We start from the raw sequence: 21297 nt of genomic DNA on the forward strand, positions 1-21297 counted from the left end.
GTGGGGAAGGGCGGTTGGAACGGGGGGGAGTCATCCCCACATTGTTCGGGCCCGAGCACTCACCGTACCCGGTTGAAGGAGGCACCCATGGCCGACAAGTCCGAAGTGGCTCGCCTGCACAGCCTGGCGCAGCTCGATGCCGACGCGGTGGGCGCGTACGACGTGGCCATCGCCCGCATCGGGCCCGCCCTGGTGCGCGAGCGCCTCAACAGCTTCCGCGCGGACCACCTGCGCCACGTGCAGGACCTCAACCTGCTCATCCAGCACTTTGGCGGTGAGCCGGTGACGCTGCGCCCGGACCTGAAGGGCTCCGCGATGAAGGGCCTCACGGCCATGACGGGGCTGATGGGGACGGAGGCCACGCTGTGGGCCATGCTCGGCAACGAGGAGCTGTTCGACCGGGCCTATGAGCTGGCGCTCCAGTTCGAGTGGTCCCCGGAGGTGAAGGCCCTCATCCGCCAGCACCGCGAGGACGAACGGCGCCACGGCACGTGGATCCGCGACGCGGTGCGCACCCGGCCCTGGGCGGAGCGCCGCATGCCCTCCTTCCTGGACACCGCCGAAATGGGCGCCTGAAGCCGCTACCGCGCGCCGGAGCGAAGTGGCATACGCTGCCGCGCGTGAGCGACATCACTGTCTACCAACCCGACTTCCTCTTCTCGGACGGGCGTTTCCACGAAGGCCGCGCGCTGGCGGTGGGCGCGGATGGCCGGGTGCTCGAAGCGGTGCCGGAAGGCGCGCGCGTGGAGCGGCTGGCGGGGCGGGCGCTGTTGCCGGGCCTGGTCAACGGCCACTCGCACGCGTTCCAGCGGCTCATCCGGGGCCGCACCGAATACGTCGCGACCGCCGGCGGGAAGGACGACTTCTGGTCCTGGCGCGAGGCGATGTACCGCGCCGCGGAGGCGCTCACGCCGGAGGAGATCCACGTCGCCTCCCGGCAGGTGTTCCTGGAGATGGTGCTCTCCGGCATCACCACGGTGGGCGAGTTCCACTACCTGCACCACCAGCCGGACGGGACGCCCTACGCGGACCGCAACGAACTGGCGCACGCGGTCATCCGCGCGGCCACGGACGTGGGGCTGCGCATCTGCCTCTTGCGGGTGGGCTACGCGCGCGCGGGCTTCAACGTGGCCGCCAACCCGCGCCAGCGCCGCTTCATCGACGCGGACGTGGACACGTTCCTGTCCACCACGCAGGCGCTGGCCAACGCGGTGCGCGGTGACGCGCGCGTGAACGTGGGGTTCGCGCCGCACAGCGTGCGCGCGGTGTCGCGGGACTGGCTGACGCAGGTGGCCCGCGCCGCGCCCGCCAGCATGCCCATCCACATGCACGTGGCCGAGCAGCCGAAGGAGATTGAAGCGTGCCTCGCGGAGCACGGCCGCCGCCCGGTGGAGCTGGTGTCGGACGTGGGCCTCCTGGGGCCGAGCTTCACGGCCGTGCACGGCGTGCACCTGACGGACAACGAGGTGGCGCTGCTGGGCCGCGCGGGGGCCACGGTGTGCGCGTGCCCGTCCACGGAGCGCAACCTGGGGGACGGCATCGTGCCGGCGGACGCGCTGGTGAAGGCCGGGGCGCGCGTGAGCTTCGGCTCGGACAGCCAGACGGTGGTGGACCTGCTGGATGAGGCGCGCCAGCTGGAGCAGCACCTGCGGCTGGTGCGGCTGCGCCGCGCGGTGCTGGACCCGGGGACGGGCACCCTGGACGGCCTGGCGGCCCGGCTCTTCGACATGGCCACGGTGCAGGGCGCGCGGAGCCTGGGGATGGGCACGGGCACGCTCTCTCCGGGGTCGCCCGCGGACTTCTTCACGGTGGACGTGCACCACCCGTCGCTGGTGGGCGCGAGCCCCACGTCGCTCCTGCCGGGCATCGTCTTTGGCGCGGCGGGCGGGGCGGTGCGCGAGGTGGCGGTGGCGGGCCGGCTCGTGGTCCGGGACGGCCACCATCCGTTGACGGAGGCGAGTGGCAAGGCGTTCCAGCAGCTCGCCCGGCGTCTCTACCCGTAGGGAAGAGACGCGGTTCGATATGCACGGGCCGCCCGGACGTTGGCGGTGTGGAGGTTTCGGATGCGCGCGGGAATCTGGCTGTCGTGGGTGGTGCTGGTGGGGCTGGCCTTGCCCCTGGCGGTGGGCTGCGCGGGGCGGCAGGACCTGGAGACGCCAGACCACGAGGCCATCTACGACATGCCCCTGGAGGAGATGTGGCCCTTCGTCCGTGAGTACTTCACGGAGGCGCACCTGCCCTACCGCGAGGACCGGGGCAGCCTGGTGCTGGAGACCGAGTGGAAGCAGGAGTTCGGCGGCTCGAAGATCGCCGGCTACTGGCACCGCTACATGGTCATCGGCAAGCGGGAGACGCCGACGAAGAGCAAGCTGTGGATCATCCGCATCACCAAGTCGGTGAACAAGGCGCTGTCCCTGCCGGGCCGGGAGCTGGACTGGGGCGTTGGCCGGGGACTCGGAGGAGACCCGGAGCAACGCAACACGGGGGCTCCGGGGGATCCGTCCTCGACCTCGAGCGGCGCCTACGGCGTCTCCATCGAGGACGCGGAGGACCGGCTGGCCTTCCCGGTGGGAGAGAACGCCTTCTACGTGGACTCGGGGCAGGGCACGCGCGACCTGACCATGGAGTGGCGCGTGTTCCGGGGCATCATGCCCAGGCTCGCGAAGCAGCAGCAGGAGGTGAGCGCGGAGCCGCGGGTGGCGATGGCCCCGGGCGCGAAGGAAGCGCCGTCGTTCACCGAGTGTGGCCAGTCCATCCTCGGACTGAAGCGGCTGGCGAAGCCGGGCGGAGTGCTGCTGCTCGGTGAGCTGCACGGCACGAAGGAGGTCCCGCGTTTCATCGCGCAGTCCGTGTGCCAGCTCGTCACGGCGGGCATGCCGGTGACGGTGGGCCTGGAGCTGCCGGTGGAGAACGAGGAGCGCATCGCCACGTTCCTCCAGAGCCAGGGCGGCGAGGTGGACTGGCTCAAGCTGATGGAAGCCCCCTTCTGGCGCAGCCCGTATCCGGATGGCCGTGGCAGTGAGGCCGTGGCGAACATGCTGGAGCAGCTGCGCCAGCTGCGGGCGCAGGGCCTGGACGTGGCGGTGTTCGTCTACGACCACCCGAAGCTCTCCGGGCAGCCGCGTGAGGACGCGCTGACGAAGACGGTGCTGGCGCAGGTGAAGGCGACCCCGCAGCGCTTCCACCTGGTGCTGAGCGGCAACGTCCATCCGCGCACGAAGAAGGGGCTGCCGTGGAACAGGCAGTACAAGCCCATGGGCTACCTGCTGAAGGACCAGCTCGACGGCGTCACCGCGTTGGACATGGCCTACGACAGCGGCACGGCGTGGGTCTGCGCGGCGGATGCGCAGGGGCGCGCGCTGGACTGCGGCGTGAAGGAGGCGAGGGGCAAGGACAACGGCGACCGCTTCTTCGTGCACACGTGGAACTCGACCAACGACGAGGGCTACCACGGCGTCTTCTACGTGGGCCACGTGTCAGCGTCCGAACCCGCCATCCGCAAGGGCCTGGGCAATCCGGGAGCAGCGCCCGCGTCGAGCCCGTAAGAACCGCATCAGGGGGGGAAGACAGGGGCCGTGCGAGTCACCGGAGACGGTGGCCCGCGCGGCCTCTGGCTTTTCGCGGGGCTCGATATGCCCATTCATCACACGGCGTTCTTCAGCGCATCGAAGACGGAGGCACTGCGGATGCGCTCAATGGTGAAGATGGGATGGCTGGCGTTGCTCCTGGCGGTGGGCTGCGCGGGGCGGCAGGACCTGGAGACGCCGGACTACGAGGCCATCTACGACGTGCCCCTGGAGGAGATGTGGCCGTCGGTCCGTGAATACTTCAAGGAAGCGAACCTGCCCTACCGCGAGGACCGCGGCAGCCTGGTGCTGGAGACCGAGTGGAAGCAGGAGTTCGGCGGCTCCAAGGTCGCAGGCTACTGGCACCGCTACATGGTCATCGGCAAGCGCGAGACGCCGACGAAGAGCAAGCTGTGGATCACCCGCATCACCAAGTCGGTGAACAAGGCGCTGTCGCAGCCCGGCAAGGAGCTGGACTGGGGCATCTCCCGGGTGATTGGCAAGGAGGGGGACTCACCCCTGAGCGCGGAAGACGCTGAGGACCGGCTCGCGTTCCCGGTGGGAGAGAACGCCTTCTACATGGAGTCGGGGCAGGGCACGCGCGACCTGACCATGGAGTGGCGCGTGTTCCGGGGCATCATGCCCAAGCTCGCGAAGAAGGAGCCGGTGAAGACGGAGCAGCCGGTGGCGAAGGCCGAGGCGACCTTCACCGAGTGCGGCCAGTCCATCCTGGGCATGAAGAAGCTGGCGAAGGCGGGCGGGGTGCTGATGCTGGGTGAGCTGCACGGCACGCAGGAGGTCCCGCGCTTCATCGCGCAGTCGGTGTGTCAGCTCGTGACGGTGGGCATGCCGGTGACGGTGGGCCTGGAGCTGCCGGTGGAGAACGAGGAGCGCATCACGACCTTCCTCCAGAGCCAGGGCGGTGAAGTGGACTGGCTCAAGCTGATGGAGGCCCCGTTCTGGCGCAGCCCGTATCCGGACGGCCGTGGCAGTGAAGCCGTGGCCAACATGCTGGAGCAGCTGCGCCAGCTGCGAGCGCAGGGCCTGGACGTGGCGGTGTTCGTCTACGACCACCCGAAGCTGTCCGGCCAGGCGCGCGAGGACGCGCTGACGCAGACGGTGCTGAAGCAGGTGAAGGCGAAGCCGCAGCGCTTCCACCTGGTGGTGAGCGGCAACATCCACCCGCGCACGAAGAAGGGGCTGCCCTGGGACAAGCAGTACAAGCCCATGGGCTACCTGCTGAAGGACCAGCTCGATGACGTCACCGCGTTGGACATGGCCTACGACAGCGGCACGGCGTGGATCTGCGCGGCGAATCAACAGAGCAGCAAGCTGGACTGCGGCGTGAAGGAGACGAAGGGCAAGGACAACGGCGACCGCTTCTTCATGCACACCTGGAGCTCGGCCAACAGCGAGGGCTACCACGGCGTCTTCTACGTGGGCCACGTGACGGCGTCCGAACCCGCCGTCTTCAAGGGCCTGGGCAACCCGGACACGGTTTCCACGCCGAGCCTGTGAGGCACTGCGCATGCGCTCGATGCTGAAGATGGGATGGCTGGCATTGCTCCTGGCGGTGGTGGGCTGCGCCGCACGGCCCCAGGACTGGGACCTGACAGGGCGGGAGGCCATCTACGACCGGCCCCTGGAGGAGGTGTGGCCCTCGGTGCGCCAGTACTTCGTGGACGCGAAGCTGAGCTTCCGCGAGGCCCCGGGCAGCCCGGTGCTGCAGACCGAATGGAAGGAGGAGTTCGGCGGCTCCAAGGTCTCCGGCTACTGGCACCGCTATCTCGTGCTGGGCAAGCGGGAGACGCCCACGAAGAGCAAGCTGTGGATCATCCGCGTCACCCGCAGCGCGAACAAGGCACTGTCCGCTCCGGGCAAGGAGCTGGAGTGGGGCGTGAGCCGGAGCATGGGCAATGACGCCCAGCGGAGGCAGGACCAATTGGCGGGCATCGCTCCTCCGACCGGAGGCTGGGAGAGCCTCGAAGGCGGCTTCGGCCTCAGCGCGGAGGATGGCGAGGACCGGTTCTCGATGCCGCGCGGAGAGAACGCCATCGTCGCGGAGTCCGCGCACGGCACGCGTGACCTGAACATGGAGTGGCGCGTGTTCCACGCCATCGCGCCAGGCCTGGCGTCGAAGGAGGGGGCCACCCCTCGGGTGACCGTGCAGCCCGTCGCGAAGGCCCCCGAGGCTCGGTCCGCGCCCGCGTTCACCGAGTGCGGCACGCCCATCATCGGCCTGAAGGCCCAGGCGAAGGCGGGCGGGGTGCTGCTGCTGGGAGAGCTGCACGGCACGCAGGAGGTCCCGCGTTTCATCGCGCAGGCCACCTGCCAGCTCACCGTGGCGGGCACGCCCGTGTCGGTGGGTCTGGAGCTGCCGGTGGACAACCAGGCGCGCATCACCACCTTCCTCCGAAGCCAGGGCACGGAAGAAGACTGGCTCCGGCTGATGGAGGCCCCGTTCTGGCGCAGCCCGTATCCGGATGGCCGTGGCAGCGAAGCCGTGGCCAACATGCTGGAGCAGCTGCGCCAGCTGCGAGCGCAGGGGCTGGATGTGGCGGTGTTCGTCTATGACCACCCGAGGCTCAACGGACAGCCGCGCGAGCAGGCCCTGGCCACCACGGTGTTGAAGCAGGTGGAGGCCGGCCCCGCGCGCTTCCACCTGGTGCTGAGCGGCAACATCCACTCGCGCACGGCGAAGGGCCTGCCGTGGGACCCGCAGTACCAGCCCATGGGGAGGCTCCTGGCGGCCCGGCTGAAGCACGTGGTGGCGCTGGACGTGGCCTACGACAGCGGCTCGGCGTGGATCTGCGCGCCGGACGAGCGCAGCCGCAAGCTGGACTGCGGCGTGAAGGAGGCGAAGGGCAAGGACAACGGGGACCGCTTCTTCGTGCACGTCTGGGACTCGCCCAACAAGGACGGCTACCACGGCGTCTTCTACGTGGGCCGGGTGAGCGCGTCCGCGCCCGCCATCTCCAAGGGCCTGGGCCGGCCCGGCGCGGATGACAACTCCGTGTTCCCCTCGGACGCGGACTCGGGGGCGGTGGTCTCCCTGCGACGCTGAGGGCGCGGGCACACTGGCGCCGCGGCGCGGGCGGTGGCATGGAGGTGGCCTGACTGGAGGCCGTCCCATGAGCGACACGCTGCCCGCGCTGCGGGCCACCCTGGCGGAACTGGTGGCACTGGACACCACGTCCTCGCGTCCCAACGCGCCCCTCATCGACTACGCGCAGGCGAGGCTGGAGGCCGCGGGCTTCACCGCCGAGCGCCAGCACTACACCGACGACGCGGGCGTGGCGAAGGTGAACCTCATCGCCCGCAAGGGCGACGCGGACCGCGCCGCGCTGGCCCTCGTCGGCCACTCCGACTGCGTGCCCTATGACGCCGCCTGGACGGACGCGCTGCGCCTCACCGAACGCGACGGCAAGCTCTACGGCCGAGGCGCCTGCGACACCAAGGGCTTCATCGCCTGCGCGCTGCACACCGCCACCCGCAAGGACCTGCCGAAGCTGGACGCGCCGCTCCTCGTCATCCTCACCGCGGATGAAGAGGTGGGCCTGGTGGGCGCGAAGAAGCTGGTGTCCGCGGGCCTGGGCCGCGCGAGGCACGCCATCGTCGGCGAGCCCACGCGCCTCATCCCCGTGCGCGCCAACAAGGGCTACTGCCTGGCGGAGGTGGAGGTGCTGGGCAAGGAGGGGCACAGCGCGTACCCGGAGCTGGGCGCGTCCGCCATCTTCCGCGCCGGACGCTTCCTGCACCGGCTGGAGACCCTGGCGAACACCGTCCTGCGCGAGGACCGCGACGAGGGCTTCCAGCCCCCCTTCACCACGGTGAACGTGGGGCTCATCCAGGGCGGCAAGGCGAAGAACGTGCTGCCCGGCTCCTGCCGCTTCACCGTGGAGTGGCGCCCCATCCCCGGTCAGGCCGCCGAGCGCGTCCCGGAGATGATGGAGCACATCCGCCAGGAGCTCACCCGCGACGAACCCGCCTACGAGGCGCGCATCAAGGTCCTGCGCATGGACCGCGGCGTCCACACGCGCGGCGACGCGGACGTGGTGCGCTTCCTGGAGGACGTCAGCGGCAACGCGTCCGAAACGGTGTCCTTCGGCACGGAGGCCCCGCAGCTCACGGAGCTGGGCGCGGAGGCCGTCGTGTTCGGCCCCGGCGACATCCGCGTCGCGCACCAGACGGGTGAGTTCGTCCCCATGGAGGACCTGGTGCGCTGCGAGGCCGCGCTCACGAAGGCCGTGGCCCGCTTCTGCACGGGCGGCTGAGCGCGCGGCGCGCCTCAGGGTTTCCCGGGTGTGGCGTCTTCGATGACCTCCACGTTGCGGAAGCCCTGACACGCCTCCTTGAAGCCGAGCACGTACTTCAGCGAGCGCAGCTCCAGCGTCAGCTTGTTCCACAGCTTGCGCGGCAGGTTGGGGCGCGGCGCGGGCACGCTCGTCACCAGCGAGCCCAGGTCGATGTAGTGCGTGGGCGTGCGGCCCATGCCCTCGAAGTCGTGCTCCAGCCCCTGGCTGAGCTGACGCAGCTGGGGCTCCAGTTGCTGGTGCACCGCGTCCGTCATCAGGACGTACTCGGAGATGGGCACGTCGTTCTTCAGCATCCGGTGCAGGAGGATGACGTCCACCCCGGCCAGCTCCGTGAGGTGCTTCACCTTCTGGAAGGCGACCTCCCCGGCGTGGGCCACGAACTTGAGCGTCAGGTTGCCCACCTGCGTGCACCCGTCGCACCTGCACATGCGGTCAATGACGAGCTGCTCCCGGCGCTCCAGGAAGGCGCGGCGGATGGCCGCGACCTGCGTCGCGATGGGCGAGGTGTCCTCGCCCACGGCGTAGAAGAAGGCCGCGTCCCCTTCCAGCTTCGCCAGCTTGAACCGCCCGGACGCGTCGATGACGGCTTCCAGCAGCTGCGCCACCGTGTCCTGCGCGTGCGCGAGGCCGAAGCGGTGCTCCCGCATGAAGCGGGTGTAGCCGCCGATGTCCGCGATGAGGAGCAGCGCCTTCTCAATGGCCATGCGGCGCGGAAGCCTAGCCCAAGCCCCCGCGCCTTGTGTCAGTGCCGGGGCATCGCGCAGGTGCCCACGTCGCGCAGCAGCTTGTGCGCCTCCGCCAGCAGGGCGTGCCCCTTCACCTCCGGGGGCACGCGGGCAATGAGCTTCATGTCCGGCGTCAGCCGGTAGAAGCCCTTGGAGCGCTGCACCAGCCCCGCCACCTTCGCGCCATCCAGCAGCGCGTCGCCGCCCAGCGCCAGCGACAGCCGGCCCGGGCCCGCCTCCAGCGCGCGCAGCCGCAGCTCGCGCATGTCGATTTTCAGGAGCGTCACCTCGGAGAGGGCGTCCACCTCGTCGGGGGCCTCGCCGTAGCGGTCCACCAGCTCCGCGCGCAGGTCCGTCACCTCGTCCGGGTGGCTGGCCTGGCTGAAGCGCTTGTAGAACACCAGCCGCTGGTGCACGTCCGCCACGTAGTCGTCGGGGATGAGCGCCGGCATGGGCAGGTTGATGTCCGGCTCCACGTGCACCTTGGGCGGCTGGCCCTGCAGCTCCGCCACCGCCTCTTCCATCAGCTGCGCGTACAGGTCGAAGCCAATCTCCGCGATGGCGCCGGACTGCTTTTCGCCCAGCAGGTTGCCCGCGCCGCGGATCTCCAGGTCGTGGCTGGCGATGGAGAAGCCCGCGCCCAGCTCCGTGAAGTTCTGGAGCACCTCCAGGCGCCGCTGCGCGTCCTTCGTCACCGGACGGCGGGTGGGCACCAGCAGGTACGCGTACGCGCGCTCCTTGCTGCGGCCCACGCGCCCGCGCAGCTGGTAGAGCTGCGCCAGGCCGAACTGGTCCGCGCGGTTGACGATCATCGTGTTGGCGCTGGAGATGTCGATGCCGCTCTCGATGATGCTTGTGCACAGCAGCACCTGGAACTTGTGCTCCGTGAACTGGAGCATCACCTTCTCCAGCTGCCCCTCGCCCATCTGGCCGTGCGCCACGCCAATGGAGACGTTGGGCAGCAGCTTCTTCAGCTCCTGCTCCATGGACGGCAGGGACTCCACGCGGTTGTGCACGAAGAAGACCTGGCCCCCTCGGGCAATCTCCCGCTCCACGGCCTCCTTGATGACGCCCTCGTCGTACTTCATCACGAAGGTGCGGATGGCCCGGCGGTCCTGCGGCGGCGTGGCGATGATGCTCATGTCGCGCACGCCGGACATGCTCATGTGCAGCGTGCGGGGGATGGGCGTCGCCGTCAGCGTCAGCACATCCACCTGCGTGCGCAGCCGCTTGAGCGCCTCCTTCTGCTTCACGCCGAAGCGCTGCTCCTCGTCCACCACCAGGAGCCCCAGGTCCTTGAAGGACACGTCGCCCGCCAGCAGCTTGTGCGTGCCGATGACGATGTCGACCTTGCCCTCCTTGGCGCGGCGGAGGATGTCGCGGATCTCCGGCGGCTTGCGGATGCCGGAGATGACTTCCACCGTGACGGGGTAGTCCTTGAAGCGCTTCTTGAACGAATGGAAGTGCTGCTGCGCCAGCACCGTGGTGGGCACCAGCACCGCCACCTGCTTGCGGTCCAGCGTGGCCTTGAAGGCGGCGCGCATGGCCACCTCCGTCTTGCCGTAGCCCACGTCGCCGCAGACGAGCCGGTCCATGGGCTGCGCCTTCTGCATGTCCGCGAGCACGTCCTCGATGGCCTTCGCCTGGTCCGGCGTCTCCTCGAACTCGAAGTCCGCCTCGAACTGGGCGAAGTAGCGGTCCGGCGCCGCGAACGCGTAGCCCGGGTGCGCCTTGCGCGCGGCGGCCATCTGCAACAGCTCCGCCGCCATCTTGAGCAGCTGCTCCTTGACGCGCTTCTTCGTCTTCTCCCAGCTGGTGGTGCCCAGCTTGTCCAGCTGGACCTTGTCCGGGTCTCCGCCGGTGAACTTCTGGATGAGCCGCATGCGGCCCACCGGCAGATAGATTTTGTCCCGCCCCGCGTACTCCAGGACGAGGAAGTCCCCCGGCACGCCCTGCACCTCCATCTTCGTCAGGCCCGCGTAGCGCCCGATGCCGAAGTCGGTGTGGACGATGAGGTCGCCTTCCTTCAGGTCCTTGAAGCCCGCGGCGAACGCATCCAGCTTCTTGCTGCGCTTGACGCGGCGGCGTGAGCGGACGCCGAAAATCTCCTCGTCCGCGAGCACCGCCAGCCGGCCTTCAGTGTCGATGAAGCCGTGGCTCACCTCGCCGGTGAACAGGTGCGCCCATATCGCAGGCTCGAAGAGCTTCGCGGGGTCCGCCAGGGGCTCCGTGTGCACCTTCACCATCACGTTGCGGTCCAGCAGGAGCCGCTTGAGCCGGTCCGCCTGGCTGAGCGTGCCGCACGCCACCGCGCACGCCACGCCGGTGTCGCGCCAGCGCTGCAGCCGCTCCACCAGCGGGGTGAGCGCGCCCTCCTCACCGTGGTGCGCGAGGATGGCCTCGCGCAGGTCCTGCGTCGTGCCGAAGGTGAAGGCCACGGGCGCTTCGGACTGCGTGAGCGACAGGCCACCGCCCTCCACCACGCGCAGGGCCTTGAGCCCCGAGGCCACGCCCTCACGCGTGAGGAAGTGGTGCTCCGGAGGGTAGGTGAGGTCCTGGCGCGCGTCCGCCTCCTCCACGCCCTTCGCCAGCTCCGCCCACAGGTCCTCCAGCGCGCGGTCCAGCCCCACCGGGTCGTCCAGGTAGACGACGGGCTCCTTCGCCCACGCGCGCAGGTAGTCGAACACGGAGGCCAGGCCGCCCTCGAAGAAGCCGGGCAGCAGTCCCTCCAGCCCGAAGCCGGGCAGTCCTTCCCGGAGCGCGTCCAGCCGCTCGCGCAGCTTGATGGTGGGCAGGTTGATGCGGTCCGCCACCGCGCGGGCGGCGGCCTCCGCGCGCGGGCGGGTGTCGTCGGTGAGCAGCAGCTCGCGCGCGGGCACCAGGTCCACCGTCTTGAGCGCGTCCACGGTGCGCTGCGACTCCGGGTCGAAGACGCGGATGGACTCGATGGTGTCCCCGAAGAACTCCAGGCGCACCGGCCGCTCGTACAGCGGGCTGAAGACGTCCAGCAGGCCGCCGCGCACGCTGAAGGTGCCCTTGTCCTCCACCAGCGGGCTGTTCTGGTAGCCCATCAGCGCCAGCTTCCGCGCCAGCGAGTCGCGGTCGAAGTCCTGGCCCACCTCCACGCGCTGGGCCAGCCCCTCCATCACCCCCAGCGGCAGCACGCGGCGGTGCAGCGCGCGCAGGGACAGCACCAGCGCGGGGAACGGCGTGCCGCGCGCCAGGTGGAACAGCGCGCCCAGCCGCTCCGTGATGGGGCCCGCCTCCGGCGACAGCTCGTCGTAGGGAAGCACCTCGTCCGCGGGCAGCCGCAGCACGCGCGGCTCCAGCAGGCTGCCCGTGCCGCCCAGGAAGAAGGCCAGGTCGTGCGCGAGCGCGTCCGCCGCCTCCTCGTCCGCGGCCACGCACACCAGCGGCGCGCGCAGCTCCCGGTGCAGGCGGGCGAGCAGGTGGCCACGTGCCGCGCCCTTCACCCCCTGCGTCCGCGCGCGGTGGCCCACGCGCAGGGAGGCCAGCAGCCGGGCGAAGGCATCACCGGAGGAGGGGGGAGCGCCGCCGGGCCAGGGCGTGCCGTCGGACTTCGGAGGAAGGGAGGTGTCCATTCAGGGGCCGTGTGGGGCCCTCGGCTAATTAGGGTGAGCCCTGCCCCAAATCAACGCTGGATGCGGACCGCTGTCGTGTCCATGGAGCCAGCGGGACGGCCGCCGGGCGGGGAGGCTCACGCGCGCCCGGGACCTGTCCAGGTCCCCGGGCGCGCGGCCTCACCTGCTCAGGGCACCGCGCACGCCGCCGCCAGCCGCGCGTCCTTCTTGGTGGCGTCGCTGGTGGTGGCCGCCAGCGAGTCGCAGTCCATCACGCTGGACAGGCCCGTCAGCGGCTCCACCATCAGCACGCTCTTGGCGCGGTTGGAGGTGAAGCGGAACTGGATGGAGCTGTCCGTCGGAGCCGCCGCCGCGATGGTCGCGGGGTTTCCAAGCTGCCCCTGCAGACAATCCATCTTGTTGAACACCGGCCGGCCGGAGCCCGGCAGGAAGCACAGGTTGTTGATGTTGGTGGCGTTCATCGTGGGCGGGATGACGATGTCCGGCCCCGTCTCACTGCAGCACGCGGGCGCGGTGCGGCAGGTCTTGTTGAGGCAGGCGGGGCTGGGGCACTGGTCCATGCCCCAGTCGTCCGGCGTGTTGAGGTCGTTGCCGCACTTCAGCCGCTCCCAGCGGGCCACGGTGTGCTGCCTGCCGTCCAGCAGGGTGACGTTGTTCTCCACCACGAAGCGCACCGGCTGGGTCGTGCTGATGGCCAGCTGGCGCGCGCGCAGCGCGGACGACCACAGCTCGCGCGTGGCGGTGTTCTCCTTCTGCCCGCCGATGCGGCCCTGCATGGCCACCACCGACAGGCCGATGAGCACGGACACCACCGCCAGGGCGGTCATCATCTCCAACAACGTCATGCCGCGCGTGTGCTTCATGGAATAACCACCACCGAGGCCGAGGGGTCCACCGGCCGCTGCAAGCCCACCGTCATGTTGCGCGCCGCGACCCGGAAGGTGTAGCGACGGCGCGTGTAGCCATCCCTGGCCTGGCCCTCTTCATCCGTGCCCGTCATGTCCGCGTCGCGGTTGACGCGCCGGGTGCGGATGACCAGCGTCACCTCCAGCTCGCGCACCCGCTGGCGCAGGCGCTTGATGACCTCCGCCTTCCGGTCCGCGGCGGTGATGGAGTTGATGGCCGGCAGCGGGTTCCCATCCGGGCCGCGGTCGTCCGTCCTGCAGGTATTCAGGGTGTACTGCGCCTCGTCGCACTGGGAGATGGCCGGGTGGGGCAAGCCGGGGTTGCGCCAGTTGGTGTCGGTGCCCACGCCGGGGTACCACTCCATGGCGTACTCGCCGGACGTGCCCTTGAGGGCATTGTCGAAGTCCACGACGCCCTCGCGCACGGACAGGTGCTCCACGTCGCGGCTCAACACGGTCCAGTTCGCCGCTCCGACCGCGCGGTACTCCAGCGCGGGGCTGCCGCCCTTCCAGTTCACCCGGTAGGCCGCGCCGTTCAGCCGCAGGGCCATCCAGTTCACGAGGTCGCCGGCGTCCTTGGGCGCCCAGTGGGTGCTCGTGGTGCTCTCGCACGTGGGAGACTCGAGGAGCGCCCCATTGACCGTGATGGTGGAGGGCGTGGCGGGAGGGCCCACCGTCCCCTGGGAGATGGCGGTGATGCTGACCGGGCAGGCCGGCCGGTTGCCCCCGCTGACCATGATGGCGGACGCGGGGCCGCTGGGGGTGATCATCGCCGCCGACGCGACCGGGGTGCCGCAGAAGCTGCTCTTGGACTCGCGGACCTTCGAGTTCGCGCACGGGGCGAGCTTGATCATCCCCGCGGTGTCCCCCCAGTAGAGCTGGATGGCATCCGACGCCGGGAAGCCCACGGGAGGCAGCTCGAAGTTCGCGTCCGCGCCGAACGGGGTGCCCGTGCCCGTCTTCAGGTCCGGCCTGTAATAGACGGAGATGGCCGAGCGCTCGTCGGTGCCGCCGCCGGCCTTGGCGAACGCGATGGGCGCGTTGCCCATGCCCGCGCCCGCCCGGGCGATGTCCAGCGCCAGCATCTCCTTCACGGCGCGCCCGGTGACCTGCGCGGTCATCGTCTGCTCTTCGAACAGCGCGCGCTTCTGCATCTGCGCGCCCACCACCAGGCCGGTGGTGAGCACGACGACGCCCAGCGCGCTGGCGATCATCACTTCCAGGAGCGTGAAGCCCCGGCCTTGGATTGAAGTGTGTTTCACGGTGCCATCCGGGTCTGCATGACCACCATCTGCCGGTCCGTGCGGATGCCCGGCTCGACCCAGCTCACGGACACGCGCACGTTCACCAGCGTCCCCGACGAGGCCCCCACGAGGCTCCGGTTGAGGGCCGGCTCACCCATGCTGCCGCCGGCCTCCATGGTGCCGGGGACCTGCGGGTTGTCCACGTCGACGTCCACCGTGTACATGCGCGCCACGACCTTCGGATCCGTGGGCGCGCTGTTGCGCAGGAAGCCGTCCGACGTCTGCCAGACGTTGAACGTCTCGTCCTTCGCCACGTCGCAGGTCGGAGACCCCTGGCAGCCACGCTGGAGGATGTTCTCCAGCGTGCGCTCCGCGATGATCTGCGCCTGATTGGCGGTCAGGGTGCGGCGGTTGGAGCGGGTCGTCTGGCTCACCACGGTCATCGCCGCCGCCACGCCCAGCAGCATGACGGCCATGGTGGCCATGACTTCCAGCAGGGTGACACCCCGTGAGGCGCGCTGCTTCATTGCGGCAATCTCCCGTCGGGCAGCGGTTCCCAGAGCATGATCTGCGAGCGGGACGAACCGCTCGTGCCCGCCTTGTTGTTCCACTCGTTCGGATCGCCCGTGAACTGCATCTTACCCGTGGCGGAGAGCACGAAGAGGTGCTCGTCGTGCACCACCGGCGAGGAGATGGCGTGGCCCTCCAGCGCGGCCGGCCCGCCGCCGGTCAGCACACCGGTCGTCTGGTTGGCCGTGTACGCCTCGCCGTGCTTGCTCGCATTGAGGCTGCAGATGTCCGCCGCCGTGCCCACCGCGGTCGCGGCGTAGATGCTGTCCGCGCTGAGCGCCACGCCGCCCCACAGCTTCTGGCCCGGGGACAGCTTCTGCACCCACAGGGGCTGCAGCTCAGCGCACGGCTTCTTGCCGGCGGGGTCCGGGTCCTCGAAGGCCAGCAGGTGGTACTGGTACGTGGGGTTCGAGGGGTTCTGCACATCCGGGGCGTAGCCGTCCGTGTACTTGTCCGGGCTGTCGCTGGTGCCGAAGAAGAAGCGCACCGCCGGGCCCGCGTCCGTGCTGACCAGCTTCACGGCCATGTTGGAGTAGAGCTCCTGCAGGTCCAGCTCCTTCTGGCTCGCGTCCGCGCGCCCCTGCAGCGCGGAGGCCGCGTGGGCCACCATGCACTTCTGCACCTGGCTGCCCAGCTTGCGGGAGGTGCTCACGTTCTTGAGGTTGACGCGCCAGACGCTGCCGGCCGTGGTGGGCACGTACATGACGTCGTAGGAGCCGTCCTGGTCCAGGTCCACCATCGGCGTCTCCGCCGCGATGCCCGAGCCCTGCTCGAAGGTGAGCACGCCCGCGTACCTGCCGGGGTTGCCGTTGCCGTACGTGAGCGGCTTGCCGGTCTTCATGTCCAGCAGGTAGACGGCGCCCGCGCGCAGGTCGCCCGGGTCGTAGTCGGTGCCCACCACCGCCACCCAGCGGCGGTCCTTGTCCAGCGAGGAGCCCCAGGAGATGCGCACCAGGGACGGGGCGTGCCGGGAGCCGGAGTTGTCCGGCATCAGCACGCTGGAGTCGTCCTTGATGGCTTTGGTGAAGGCCGTCGCCACGTCCGCGTCCGCCAGGCTGAACTCCCACAGCGGCAGCGGGTACCAGGAGTCCTTCGGGTTGGTGATGTCCAGCGCGAACACCACCGGGCTGGTCTTGCCCGTCGCGGAGACGAGCACCGTCTTGGCGCCCTTCTGCTTCTGCGCGTTGGCCGCCGGCTTCCAGGTGTACTTGATGGAGGCATCCCAGTCGTCGCGGTCACCGAAGTCCATGTTGGCGATGGTGGGCGAGGCGTCCATCTGCGGACGGGGCAGGGTGCCCGAGCCGCGGAAGCGCACGTACTGGTTGCGGTACTGGCTCAGCAGCAGGTTGGGCATGTACGCGAACTCCTCGCCGCCGGAGCCGTAGTCGCGGAGCGCCGGATCGCCGTTCGTCGGGCAGTCCGAGGGCACGAAGTAGCCGCGGAACTGCGCGCCGGGCACGCAGCCGTCGTTCACCCCGTTGCGGAAGGCGCCCGCGGTGAAGGAGTGGAGCACGCCCGACATCGTCCCCACGAAGGCGCGGGTGGTGCGGGTCTCCAGGGGCTTCATGAAGTTGTCGCGGTAGAGGTCGCGCTCGGCGGGCTTCGCGTTCTGGTACCAGGGGTCCTGGTACGGGGGGACGGACAGCGCCACCGTGGAGAGGTTGATGCCGCCGAACGGCCAGGGGCGGAACTTGTCCGCGCTGGTCGCCGCGTTCACGTTCTCATAGCCATACAGCCAGTCGATGAGGAACTGACGGTCGCTGTACGGCGCCGTCGACGCGACGACGGTGCAGATGCCGTCGTTGTTCATGTCGTAGAGGTAGCGCCCGTCGATCTCGCTGTACGTGTTGCACAGCGAGGTCGGCATCAGCGTGCCGCCCACGTCCGCGTCCTTGACCTCCCGGCGGTCCCCCGCGCCGTTGACCGTGTAGATCTTCCGGTTGAGCGGGTTGGAGCTGGCCAGCGACAGCGCCATCACGCGCCCGGCCTCCCAGCGCAGCTTCGTCGCGGTCGCCTTGGTGTTCTCCGGGTCGTAGAGCGACTGCATGAACAGCCGGCCGCGGATGGTGAAGTCCTTGGAGTTGTCATACGCGCGGTTGCCGGCGGGGGGCAGCGCGCCCGGGGTGGTCGTCCAGTTCTTGCCCCAGTTCTGACCCGGGGTCTCGTTCACGCCCCAGACGGCGACGTTGCCGATGGTGCTGGGGCTGGAGCGCGCGTAGGCGCCCGAGCGCACCGCCTGGTAGCCGATGTCCACGTCGTCGATGATGGGCCGGCACAGCTCGCTGGGGCTGCTGATGTCCACCTTCCAGCACAGCTGCGAACCGGTGAGGCCGAGCGCCAGGATGTCGATCTCCACCTCCTGGTCCGGGTACTGCTTCTCGTTGTCCAGCGGCACCGGCACCCAGGTGGGCGTCTCGTTCTTCTTGTACAGGTTCGTGACGGGGTCGAGGACGCGGCAGTCCACCGCGATGGAATAGGTGATGGTGGGCTTCACGCCGCTCGCGGTGCAGGCGCCGGCGATCTCCTCCGTCCAGCAGGGGGCCTTCGAGCAGCCGGAGCGGATGTTCGTGGGCGGGTTGCCCGGCGTCGCGTACGGGGCGACGTCGTCCTGGCGGCGGAAGCGGACCTTGGTGATGGTGAATTCCGGGCCCAGCTTGTCGCCCACGTCGCTCATGACGTCCGAGGACACCGTGGTGGACTGCGCGCCACCGCCGTTCTCCTTGTTGATCATGAACACGATGTCGTTGAAGTCGCGGTCACCGCCGCCGTTGAGGTCCTCGAAGCCGAGGATCCACCGGAAGGGGTCCGTGGTCGGCGCGCCCACGATGACGTGGGGCATGAAGTTCATCTTGTCGATGGCGACCTGCGGATTGGAGGCCTCCGTGCCGGGGCGCATCACGGTCACGCCCTCCTTCGGCATCTTCAGGTTCTTGTAGGCGACCGAATCCAGGCGGTCGAGCGTGTCCTGCTCCAGCCAGCCGCAGGCCTTCTTGGAGGTGCCCGCGATGGTGCAGGCCGACCCGGACGAGGGCGAGGTGCAGCTGTCGTCGTAGCTGCAGCCGATGTTGCGCTCCGTCACCTTGTTGTCCGCGGGCGCCTTGAAGTTCTGGTCCAGGTTCCAGGAGGCCTTGGAGAAGAACACGGAGATGGACGTCTGCAGGTGCAGCAGGCACTTGCCGTCCTCGGCCGGGTTGTTCGCGTAGGGCTTGCGCTTGAGGCAGGGGGCGACCGTGTCGTTGTCCGTGTTGTGGCGGGCGTCGTAGTAGACGACGGCGAAGAAGATGATCTCCTTGCCGCCCTTGACCAGGCCCAGGTTCACCCGGCGGTCGCCGGTGTTGATCTTCGTGTAGTTGTCGTACTCCGGGTCGCCGGCCGGGGGCGCGGGCAGCTTGATGCCGCGGAAGTCGTACTGGGAGACGTTGTAGTCCGGCACGCCGTCGTAGGTGTCGGCGATGTCCGTGACGGGGCCCAGGTTGCGGTGGACGGCCTTGTCGCTGTCGTCATCCCCCAGCAGGAAGACCATGCGCCCGATGCCCTCGTTGTCGTTCTCCGGGGCGGACGGCTCCAGCAGGTTGGGGATGTACGGGAACAGGCCGTTGTCGCCGCCGGTCCCGCCCACCTCGTTGGAGCCGACCCAGTCGTTCGCGATGTTGTAGGCGCTGGAGTCCGCGCGGCCGGGGCGCGCGTCCGTCACGTCGGTCTTGGCGGCGAACGTCTTGCTGCAGTCGCCCTTCATGGCCAGGTCCGGCTCCATGTAGGTCTTGCCGCCGGAGGTGAAGGTCCGGTTGCAGCGCCGCGTCTTGCCAATGTAGCGGTACTTGGCCGGGACGGTGGCGTCGTCGTCCGGCGTGAGGTTGTAGATGGCCTCGTGCAGGTCGTAGATGCCGTTGCCGTTCTCGTCGACCAGCTCGTGGGTCACGGCGTCCGCGTAGCCGCGCGCCACCACGTCATCCATGTACATGTAGCCGAGCGAGTGCGACGCACCGGCGGACTCGTACACGTAGTCGATGGTGACCGTCTGGTCGAACGGGAAGGAGATGTTCTCCGAGTCCAGCTTCTTGAGGTTGGTGTTGAGCTGGAGCCGGCCGTCGTCGCGCAGGATGATGGTGTTGTTGGCGACGGTGAGGCCGTTGGGGCCCAGCTGGAAGGCGCCCTGCTTGTCGTTGGACAGGTCGTCCTGGCACAGCTGCTGCGCGGTGGTCAGCGACGGCGTCGCGACCGTGAGCACCAGCGCCGTGAGGGTCCGTTGAAAGTGCGTGCGCATCACTTCTTCCCCTGAGTCTTGGGCTGGGACTTCGCCTTGTCTTCGGCCGCGGCGCGGTTGCGCGCCGACACCTGCTCGTCCATCTGCTTGCGCAGCCGCATCCGGCGGGTCGGCGGAGGCGCCACCACCACGGTGGACAGGTAGCTGGTGAGGGCGTCCAGGTCGTCACGGGCCAGCAGGCGCGTGTCGCAGTTGGTCTTCGGGTTGATCCGGTGGGGGGACTCCACCCAGGTGCGGACCTCCGACAGGTCCTTCTTCTTCAGCACCTGGTCCATGTACGGACCGACCGGCTGACGCACGGCGAGCAGGGTGTTCGGCTTCTCCGTGGGCGTCCGGGCCTGGTGGCACTGGGCGCAGGCCTTGTTGAAGGCCACCGCGCCTCGGTCCTGGGCGCCAGCGAGCGCCGGCAGCAACAGCAGCAGCAGGGGAGTCAGGCGTTTCATGGGGGGGCTCGTGGGAAAAGACGAGGTCAGGGATAGGGGTTGCTGTACTGGGTCGTGCCGCCGCCGGCCTGCCCCACGTCGGGATTGCCGCCGCCGCTCTGGTCAGGGCCGCAGTTCTTCATTCCGCAGCCGGGCATGAAGATGGAATCGCCGGTCGCGTTGGTCACCAGCGCCTGGACCATGGAGCGTGTCGGGCGGCCGTTCGCCGTGGTGACCTCGCCCACCGCGAGGATCCACAGCTGGTCGTTGGTGTCCACGGTGGCGTTGTTGTCGCCCTCGTCGTCGTCCCGGACGAAGACGCGGTAGCGCACGTTGGCCTGCTCCGGGTAGTCCACGCCGGGGGGGATCTCCGAGGGCGCCAGGCCCGCCTTGAGCAGGGTGTACTTGTTCCACTTGTCGGGCCCGGAGCCGGGCAGCAGCTCGTACCAGGGCGGATTGGCCGCGGCGAGCGCGGGGATGTCGGCGACCGGCGTGGCTCCACCCAGGACGGCGGGAATCGCCAGGGTCTCGTTGTTGCCGTTGTTCGCCATCAGCAGGCGAACCTTCTCGCGGCCTTCCGCGAGCCCCGCCTCGGCGGCGAAGAACGCCTGCTTCTGGCGGCGGGTGTCCGCCTGGGTGTCGGCCTCGCGGCCCACCACGCTGTAGCTGAGCATCACCGCCATCGTCACGACCGCGACCACGCCCAGCGCGAGCAGGAGCGTGAAACCACGGGACTGGCGGCGGGGAGTTGGGCGACGCACCATCTGGGGGGCTCCTTCGCGTGCCCCTGGGGGGAGACACGCCTTGGGAACCCCATTTCAGCAATCTTCGTGCCGGGATGTCAGGGACTCAACCCGCCGGAATAAGGGATGTCCACATTCCGGGGGGGTGCCGTCTGACGTCAGGTGGCTGCGCAAACTTTGCGAGCCCCCTCATTCTTGCGAGGTAGGCGCGGTCCGTCAGCGCTGACCGGCGCGCACGGCGGCGCGCAGGCGGAGCATGTCGTCCAGGACGCCGGGGTCCACCAGCTCCAGGGCGGCCTTCTGGGAGAGGGCGCGCGTCTGGCGGCGGTACTCCTCTTCGTCCTCCTCGCCGCCGCCCTTGCCGCCGTCGCTGCCACCCTTGCCACCGCCCTTGCCGTCGCCGCCCTTGGGCATCAGCGCGACCGGCTGGGAGACGCCCGGCTCCAGCCGGGGGAAGGCGTTGGCGTCGGCGCGCACCGACGTGAAGAGGCTGACCATGGACAGGCAGAACACGATGGCGACGGTGAGGGTCTTCATGGCGGCTCCCATTCTCCCAATCCCCACGACGCCCGGACGCGAAGGGTTATTCACGAGCGCTACTCCTTCGCCTTGAAGGTGCGGATGTATCGCACCAGGGCGTCCATCTGCTCCGCGGTGAGCCGGTCCTTGTAGGCCTTCATCTTGGGGTTGTGGGACGACCCGTTGGCGATGACCTGGCGCAGCTCCGCGTCCGACTCCGCCTTCTGCCAGGCGGCGGTGCTCATGTCGGGGATGGACTCCTTCTGGCCCATGCGCGTCTGGGCGCGGCCATCCGGGCCGTGGCAGTTCTTGCAGCTCTTGTCCCAGAGGGCCGCGGCGTCCTCGGCGTGGGAGACGGCGGGGGCGCACAGCAGGAGGGCGGACAGCAGGTACCACCGCGAGGTCATGCACGGTCTCCGGA

Annotated in this window: 16 protein-coding genes; 6 read left to right on the plus strand and 10 right to left on the minus strand. The window is 69.5% G+C overall.

The features are described from left to right. The first annotated feature begins 87 nt into the window (after positions 1-87). From D7X96_RS10595 to argE, 6 genes are all read left to right on the plus strand, one after another. Positions 88-576 (plus strand): ferritin-like domain-containing protein, encoded by a 489-nt coding sequence (locus D7X96_RS10595; protein ID WP_120548337.1) that lies wholly within the window; start codon positions 88-90, stop codon positions 574-576. Between the two features lie 44 nt (positions 577-620). Further along, positions 621-2003, plus strand: coding sequence for a formimidoylglutamate deiminase (gene hutF, locus D7X96_RS10600; RefSeq protein ID WP_120548336.1), 1383 nt, complete (start codon positions 621-623; stop codon positions 2001-2003). A gap of 60 nt (positions 2004-2063) precedes the next feature. After that, complete coding sequence (locus D7X96_RS10605) at positions 2064-3545, plus strand: hypothetical protein (RefSeq protein ID WP_120548335.1); 1482 nt, start codon at positions 2064-2066, stop codon at positions 3543-3545. 141 nt (positions 3546-3686) lie between these two features. Then, positions 3687-5084 carry a hypothetical protein gene (locus tag D7X96_RS10610; protein WP_121769666.1) on the plus strand — a complete coding sequence of 466 codons (1398 nt, stop codon included), beginning with the start codon at positions 3687-3689 and terminating at the stop codon, positions 5082-5084. A 10-nt stretch (positions 5085-5094) separates the two neighbouring features. Next, on the plus strand, positions 5095-6630 hold the full coding sequence (locus D7X96_RS10615) for a hypothetical protein (protein WP_121769648.1): 1536 nt from the start codon (positions 5095-5097) through the stop codon (positions 6628-6630). 67 nt (positions 6631-6697) lie between these two features. Beyond that, entirely contained in the window at positions 6698-7840 is a 1143-nt protein-coding gene (argE, locus tag D7X96_RS10620) for an acetylornithine deacetylase (RefSeq protein ID WP_121724246.1), read from the plus strand. A gap of 14 nt (positions 7841-7854) precedes the next feature. Here the strand turns inward: argE and D7X96_RS10625 are convergent, their stop codons facing one another. The 10 genes from D7X96_RS10625 to D7X96_RS10670 form a co-directional block, all read right to left on the minus strand. Beyond that, positions 7855-8586 (minus strand): DUF2652 domain-containing protein, encoded by a 732-nt coding sequence (locus tag D7X96_RS10625; protein ID WP_120548332.1) that lies wholly within the window; start codon positions 8584-8586, stop codon positions 7855-7857. Positions 8587-8624: 38 nt separating this feature from the next. Beyond that, positions 8625-12209, minus strand: coding sequence for a transcription-repair coupling factor (gene mfd, locus D7X96_RS10630; RefSeq protein WP_120548331.1), 3585 nt, complete (start codon positions 12207-12209; stop codon positions 8625-8627). A 167-nt stretch (positions 12210-12376) separates the two neighbouring features. Then, on the minus strand, positions 12377-13072 hold the full coding sequence (locus D7X96_RS10635) for a pilus assembly FimT family protein (RefSeq protein WP_121724249.1): 696 nt from the start codon (positions 13070-13072) through the stop codon (positions 12377-12379). Further along, positions 13069-14376 (minus strand): PilW family protein, encoded by a 1308-nt coding sequence (locus D7X96_RS10640; protein ID WP_158626571.1) that lies wholly within the window; start codon positions 14374-14376, stop codon positions 13069-13071. The genes D7X96_RS10635 and D7X96_RS10640 overlap by 4 nt, the downstream gene beginning before the upstream one ends. After that, a complete protein-coding gene (locus tag D7X96_RS10645; RefSeq protein WP_233609800.1) occupies positions 14373-14885 on the minus strand; it encodes a type IV pilus modification PilV family protein in 513 nt (170 codons plus the stop codon). Before D7X96_RS10645 ends, D7X96_RS10640 begins: the two co-directional genes overlap by 4 nt. Beyond that, positions 14882-19192 carry a DUF4114 domain-containing protein gene (locus D7X96_RS10650; protein WP_121769650.1) on the minus strand — a complete coding sequence of 1437 codons (4311 nt, stop codon included), beginning with the start codon at positions 19190-19192 and terminating at the stop codon, positions 14882-14884. Before D7X96_RS10650 ends, D7X96_RS10645 begins: the two co-directional genes overlap by 4 nt. Next, on the minus strand, positions 19192-19635 hold the full coding sequence (locus D7X96_RS10655; protein ID WP_120548327.1) for a c-type cytochrome: 444 nt from the start codon (positions 19633-19635) through the stop codon (positions 19192-19194). The genes D7X96_RS10650 and D7X96_RS10655 overlap by 1 nt, the downstream gene beginning before the upstream one ends. Before the next feature lie 26 nt (positions 19636-19661). Next, complete coding sequence (locus D7X96_RS10660; protein ID WP_199746933.1) at positions 19662-20378, minus strand: hypothetical protein; 717 nt, start codon at positions 20376-20378, stop codon at positions 19662-19664. A gap of 195 nt (positions 20379-20573) precedes the next feature. After that, the gene (locus tag D7X96_RS10665; RefSeq protein ID WP_120548326.1) at positions 20574-20894 is read right to left on the minus strand and encodes a hypothetical protein; all 321 of its coding nucleotides are present in this window, start codon (positions 20892-20894) and stop codon (positions 20574-20576) included. 59 nt (positions 20895-20953) lie between these two features. Further along, complete coding sequence (locus tag D7X96_RS10670; protein ID WP_120548325.1) at positions 20954-21283, minus strand: c-type cytochrome; 330 nt, start codon at positions 21281-21283, stop codon at positions 20954-20956. Positions 21284-21297 lie beyond the last annotated feature (14 nt).

Source organism: Corallococcus interemptor (assembly GCF_003668875.1).
Taxonomy (GTDB): domain Bacteria; phylum Myxococcota; class Myxococcia; order Myxococcales; family Myxococcaceae; genus Corallococcus; species Corallococcus interemptor.

Coding starts and splice junctions, on each gene's coding strand:
- D7X96_RS10605 (WP_120548335.1), top strand. CDS start 2,064: ATGCGCGCGGGAATCTGGCTGTCGTGGGTGGTGCTGGTGGGGCTGGCC.
- mfd (WP_120548331.1), bottom strand. CDS start 12,209: ATGGACACCTCCCTTCCTCCGAAGTCCGACGGCACGCCCTGGCCCGGC.
- D7X96_RS10655 (WP_120548327.1), bottom strand. CDS start 19,635: ATGAAACGCCTGACTCCCCTGCTGCTGCTGTTGCTGCCGGCGCTCGCT.
- D7X96_RS10610 (WP_121769666.1), top strand. CDS start 3,687: ATGCGCTCAATGGTGAAGATGGGATGGCTGGCGTTGCTCCTGGCGGTG.
- argE (WP_121724246.1), top strand. CDS start 6,698: ATGAGCGACACGCTGCCCGCGCTGCGGGCCACCCTGGCGGAACTGGTG.
- D7X96_RS10665 (WP_120548326.1), bottom strand. CDS start 20,894: ATGAAGACCCTCACCGTCGCCATCGTGTTCTGCCTGTCCATGGTCAGC.
- D7X96_RS10650 (WP_121769650.1), bottom strand. CDS start 19,192: ATGCGCACGCACTTTCAACGGACCCTCACGGCGCTGGTGCTCACGGTC.
- D7X96_RS10595 (WP_120548337.1), top strand. CDS start 88: ATGGCCGACAAGTCCGAAGTGGCTCGCCTGCACAGCCTGGCGCAGCTC.
- D7X96_RS10645 (WP_233609800.1), bottom strand. CDS start 14,885: ATGAAGCAGCGCGCCTCACGGGGTGTCACCCTGCTGGAAGTCATGGCC.
- D7X96_RS10670 (WP_120548325.1), bottom strand. CDS start 21,283: ATGACCTCGCGGTGGTACCTGCTGTCCGCCCTCCTGCTGTGCGCCCCC.
- D7X96_RS10625 (WP_120548332.1), bottom strand. CDS start 8,586: ATGGCCATTGAGAAGGCGCTGCTCCTCATCGCGGACATCGGCGGCTAC.
- D7X96_RS10660 (WP_199746933.1), bottom strand. CDS start 20,378: ATGGTGCGTCGCCCAACTCCCCGCCGCCAGTCCCGTGGTTTCACGCTC.
- D7X96_RS10615 (WP_121769648.1), top strand. CDS start 5,095: ATGCGCTCGATGCTGAAGATGGGATGGCTGGCATTGCTCCTGGCGGTG.
- D7X96_RS10635 (WP_121724249.1), bottom strand. CDS start 13,072: ATGAAGCACACGCGCGGCATGACGTTGTTGGAGATGATGACCGCCCTG.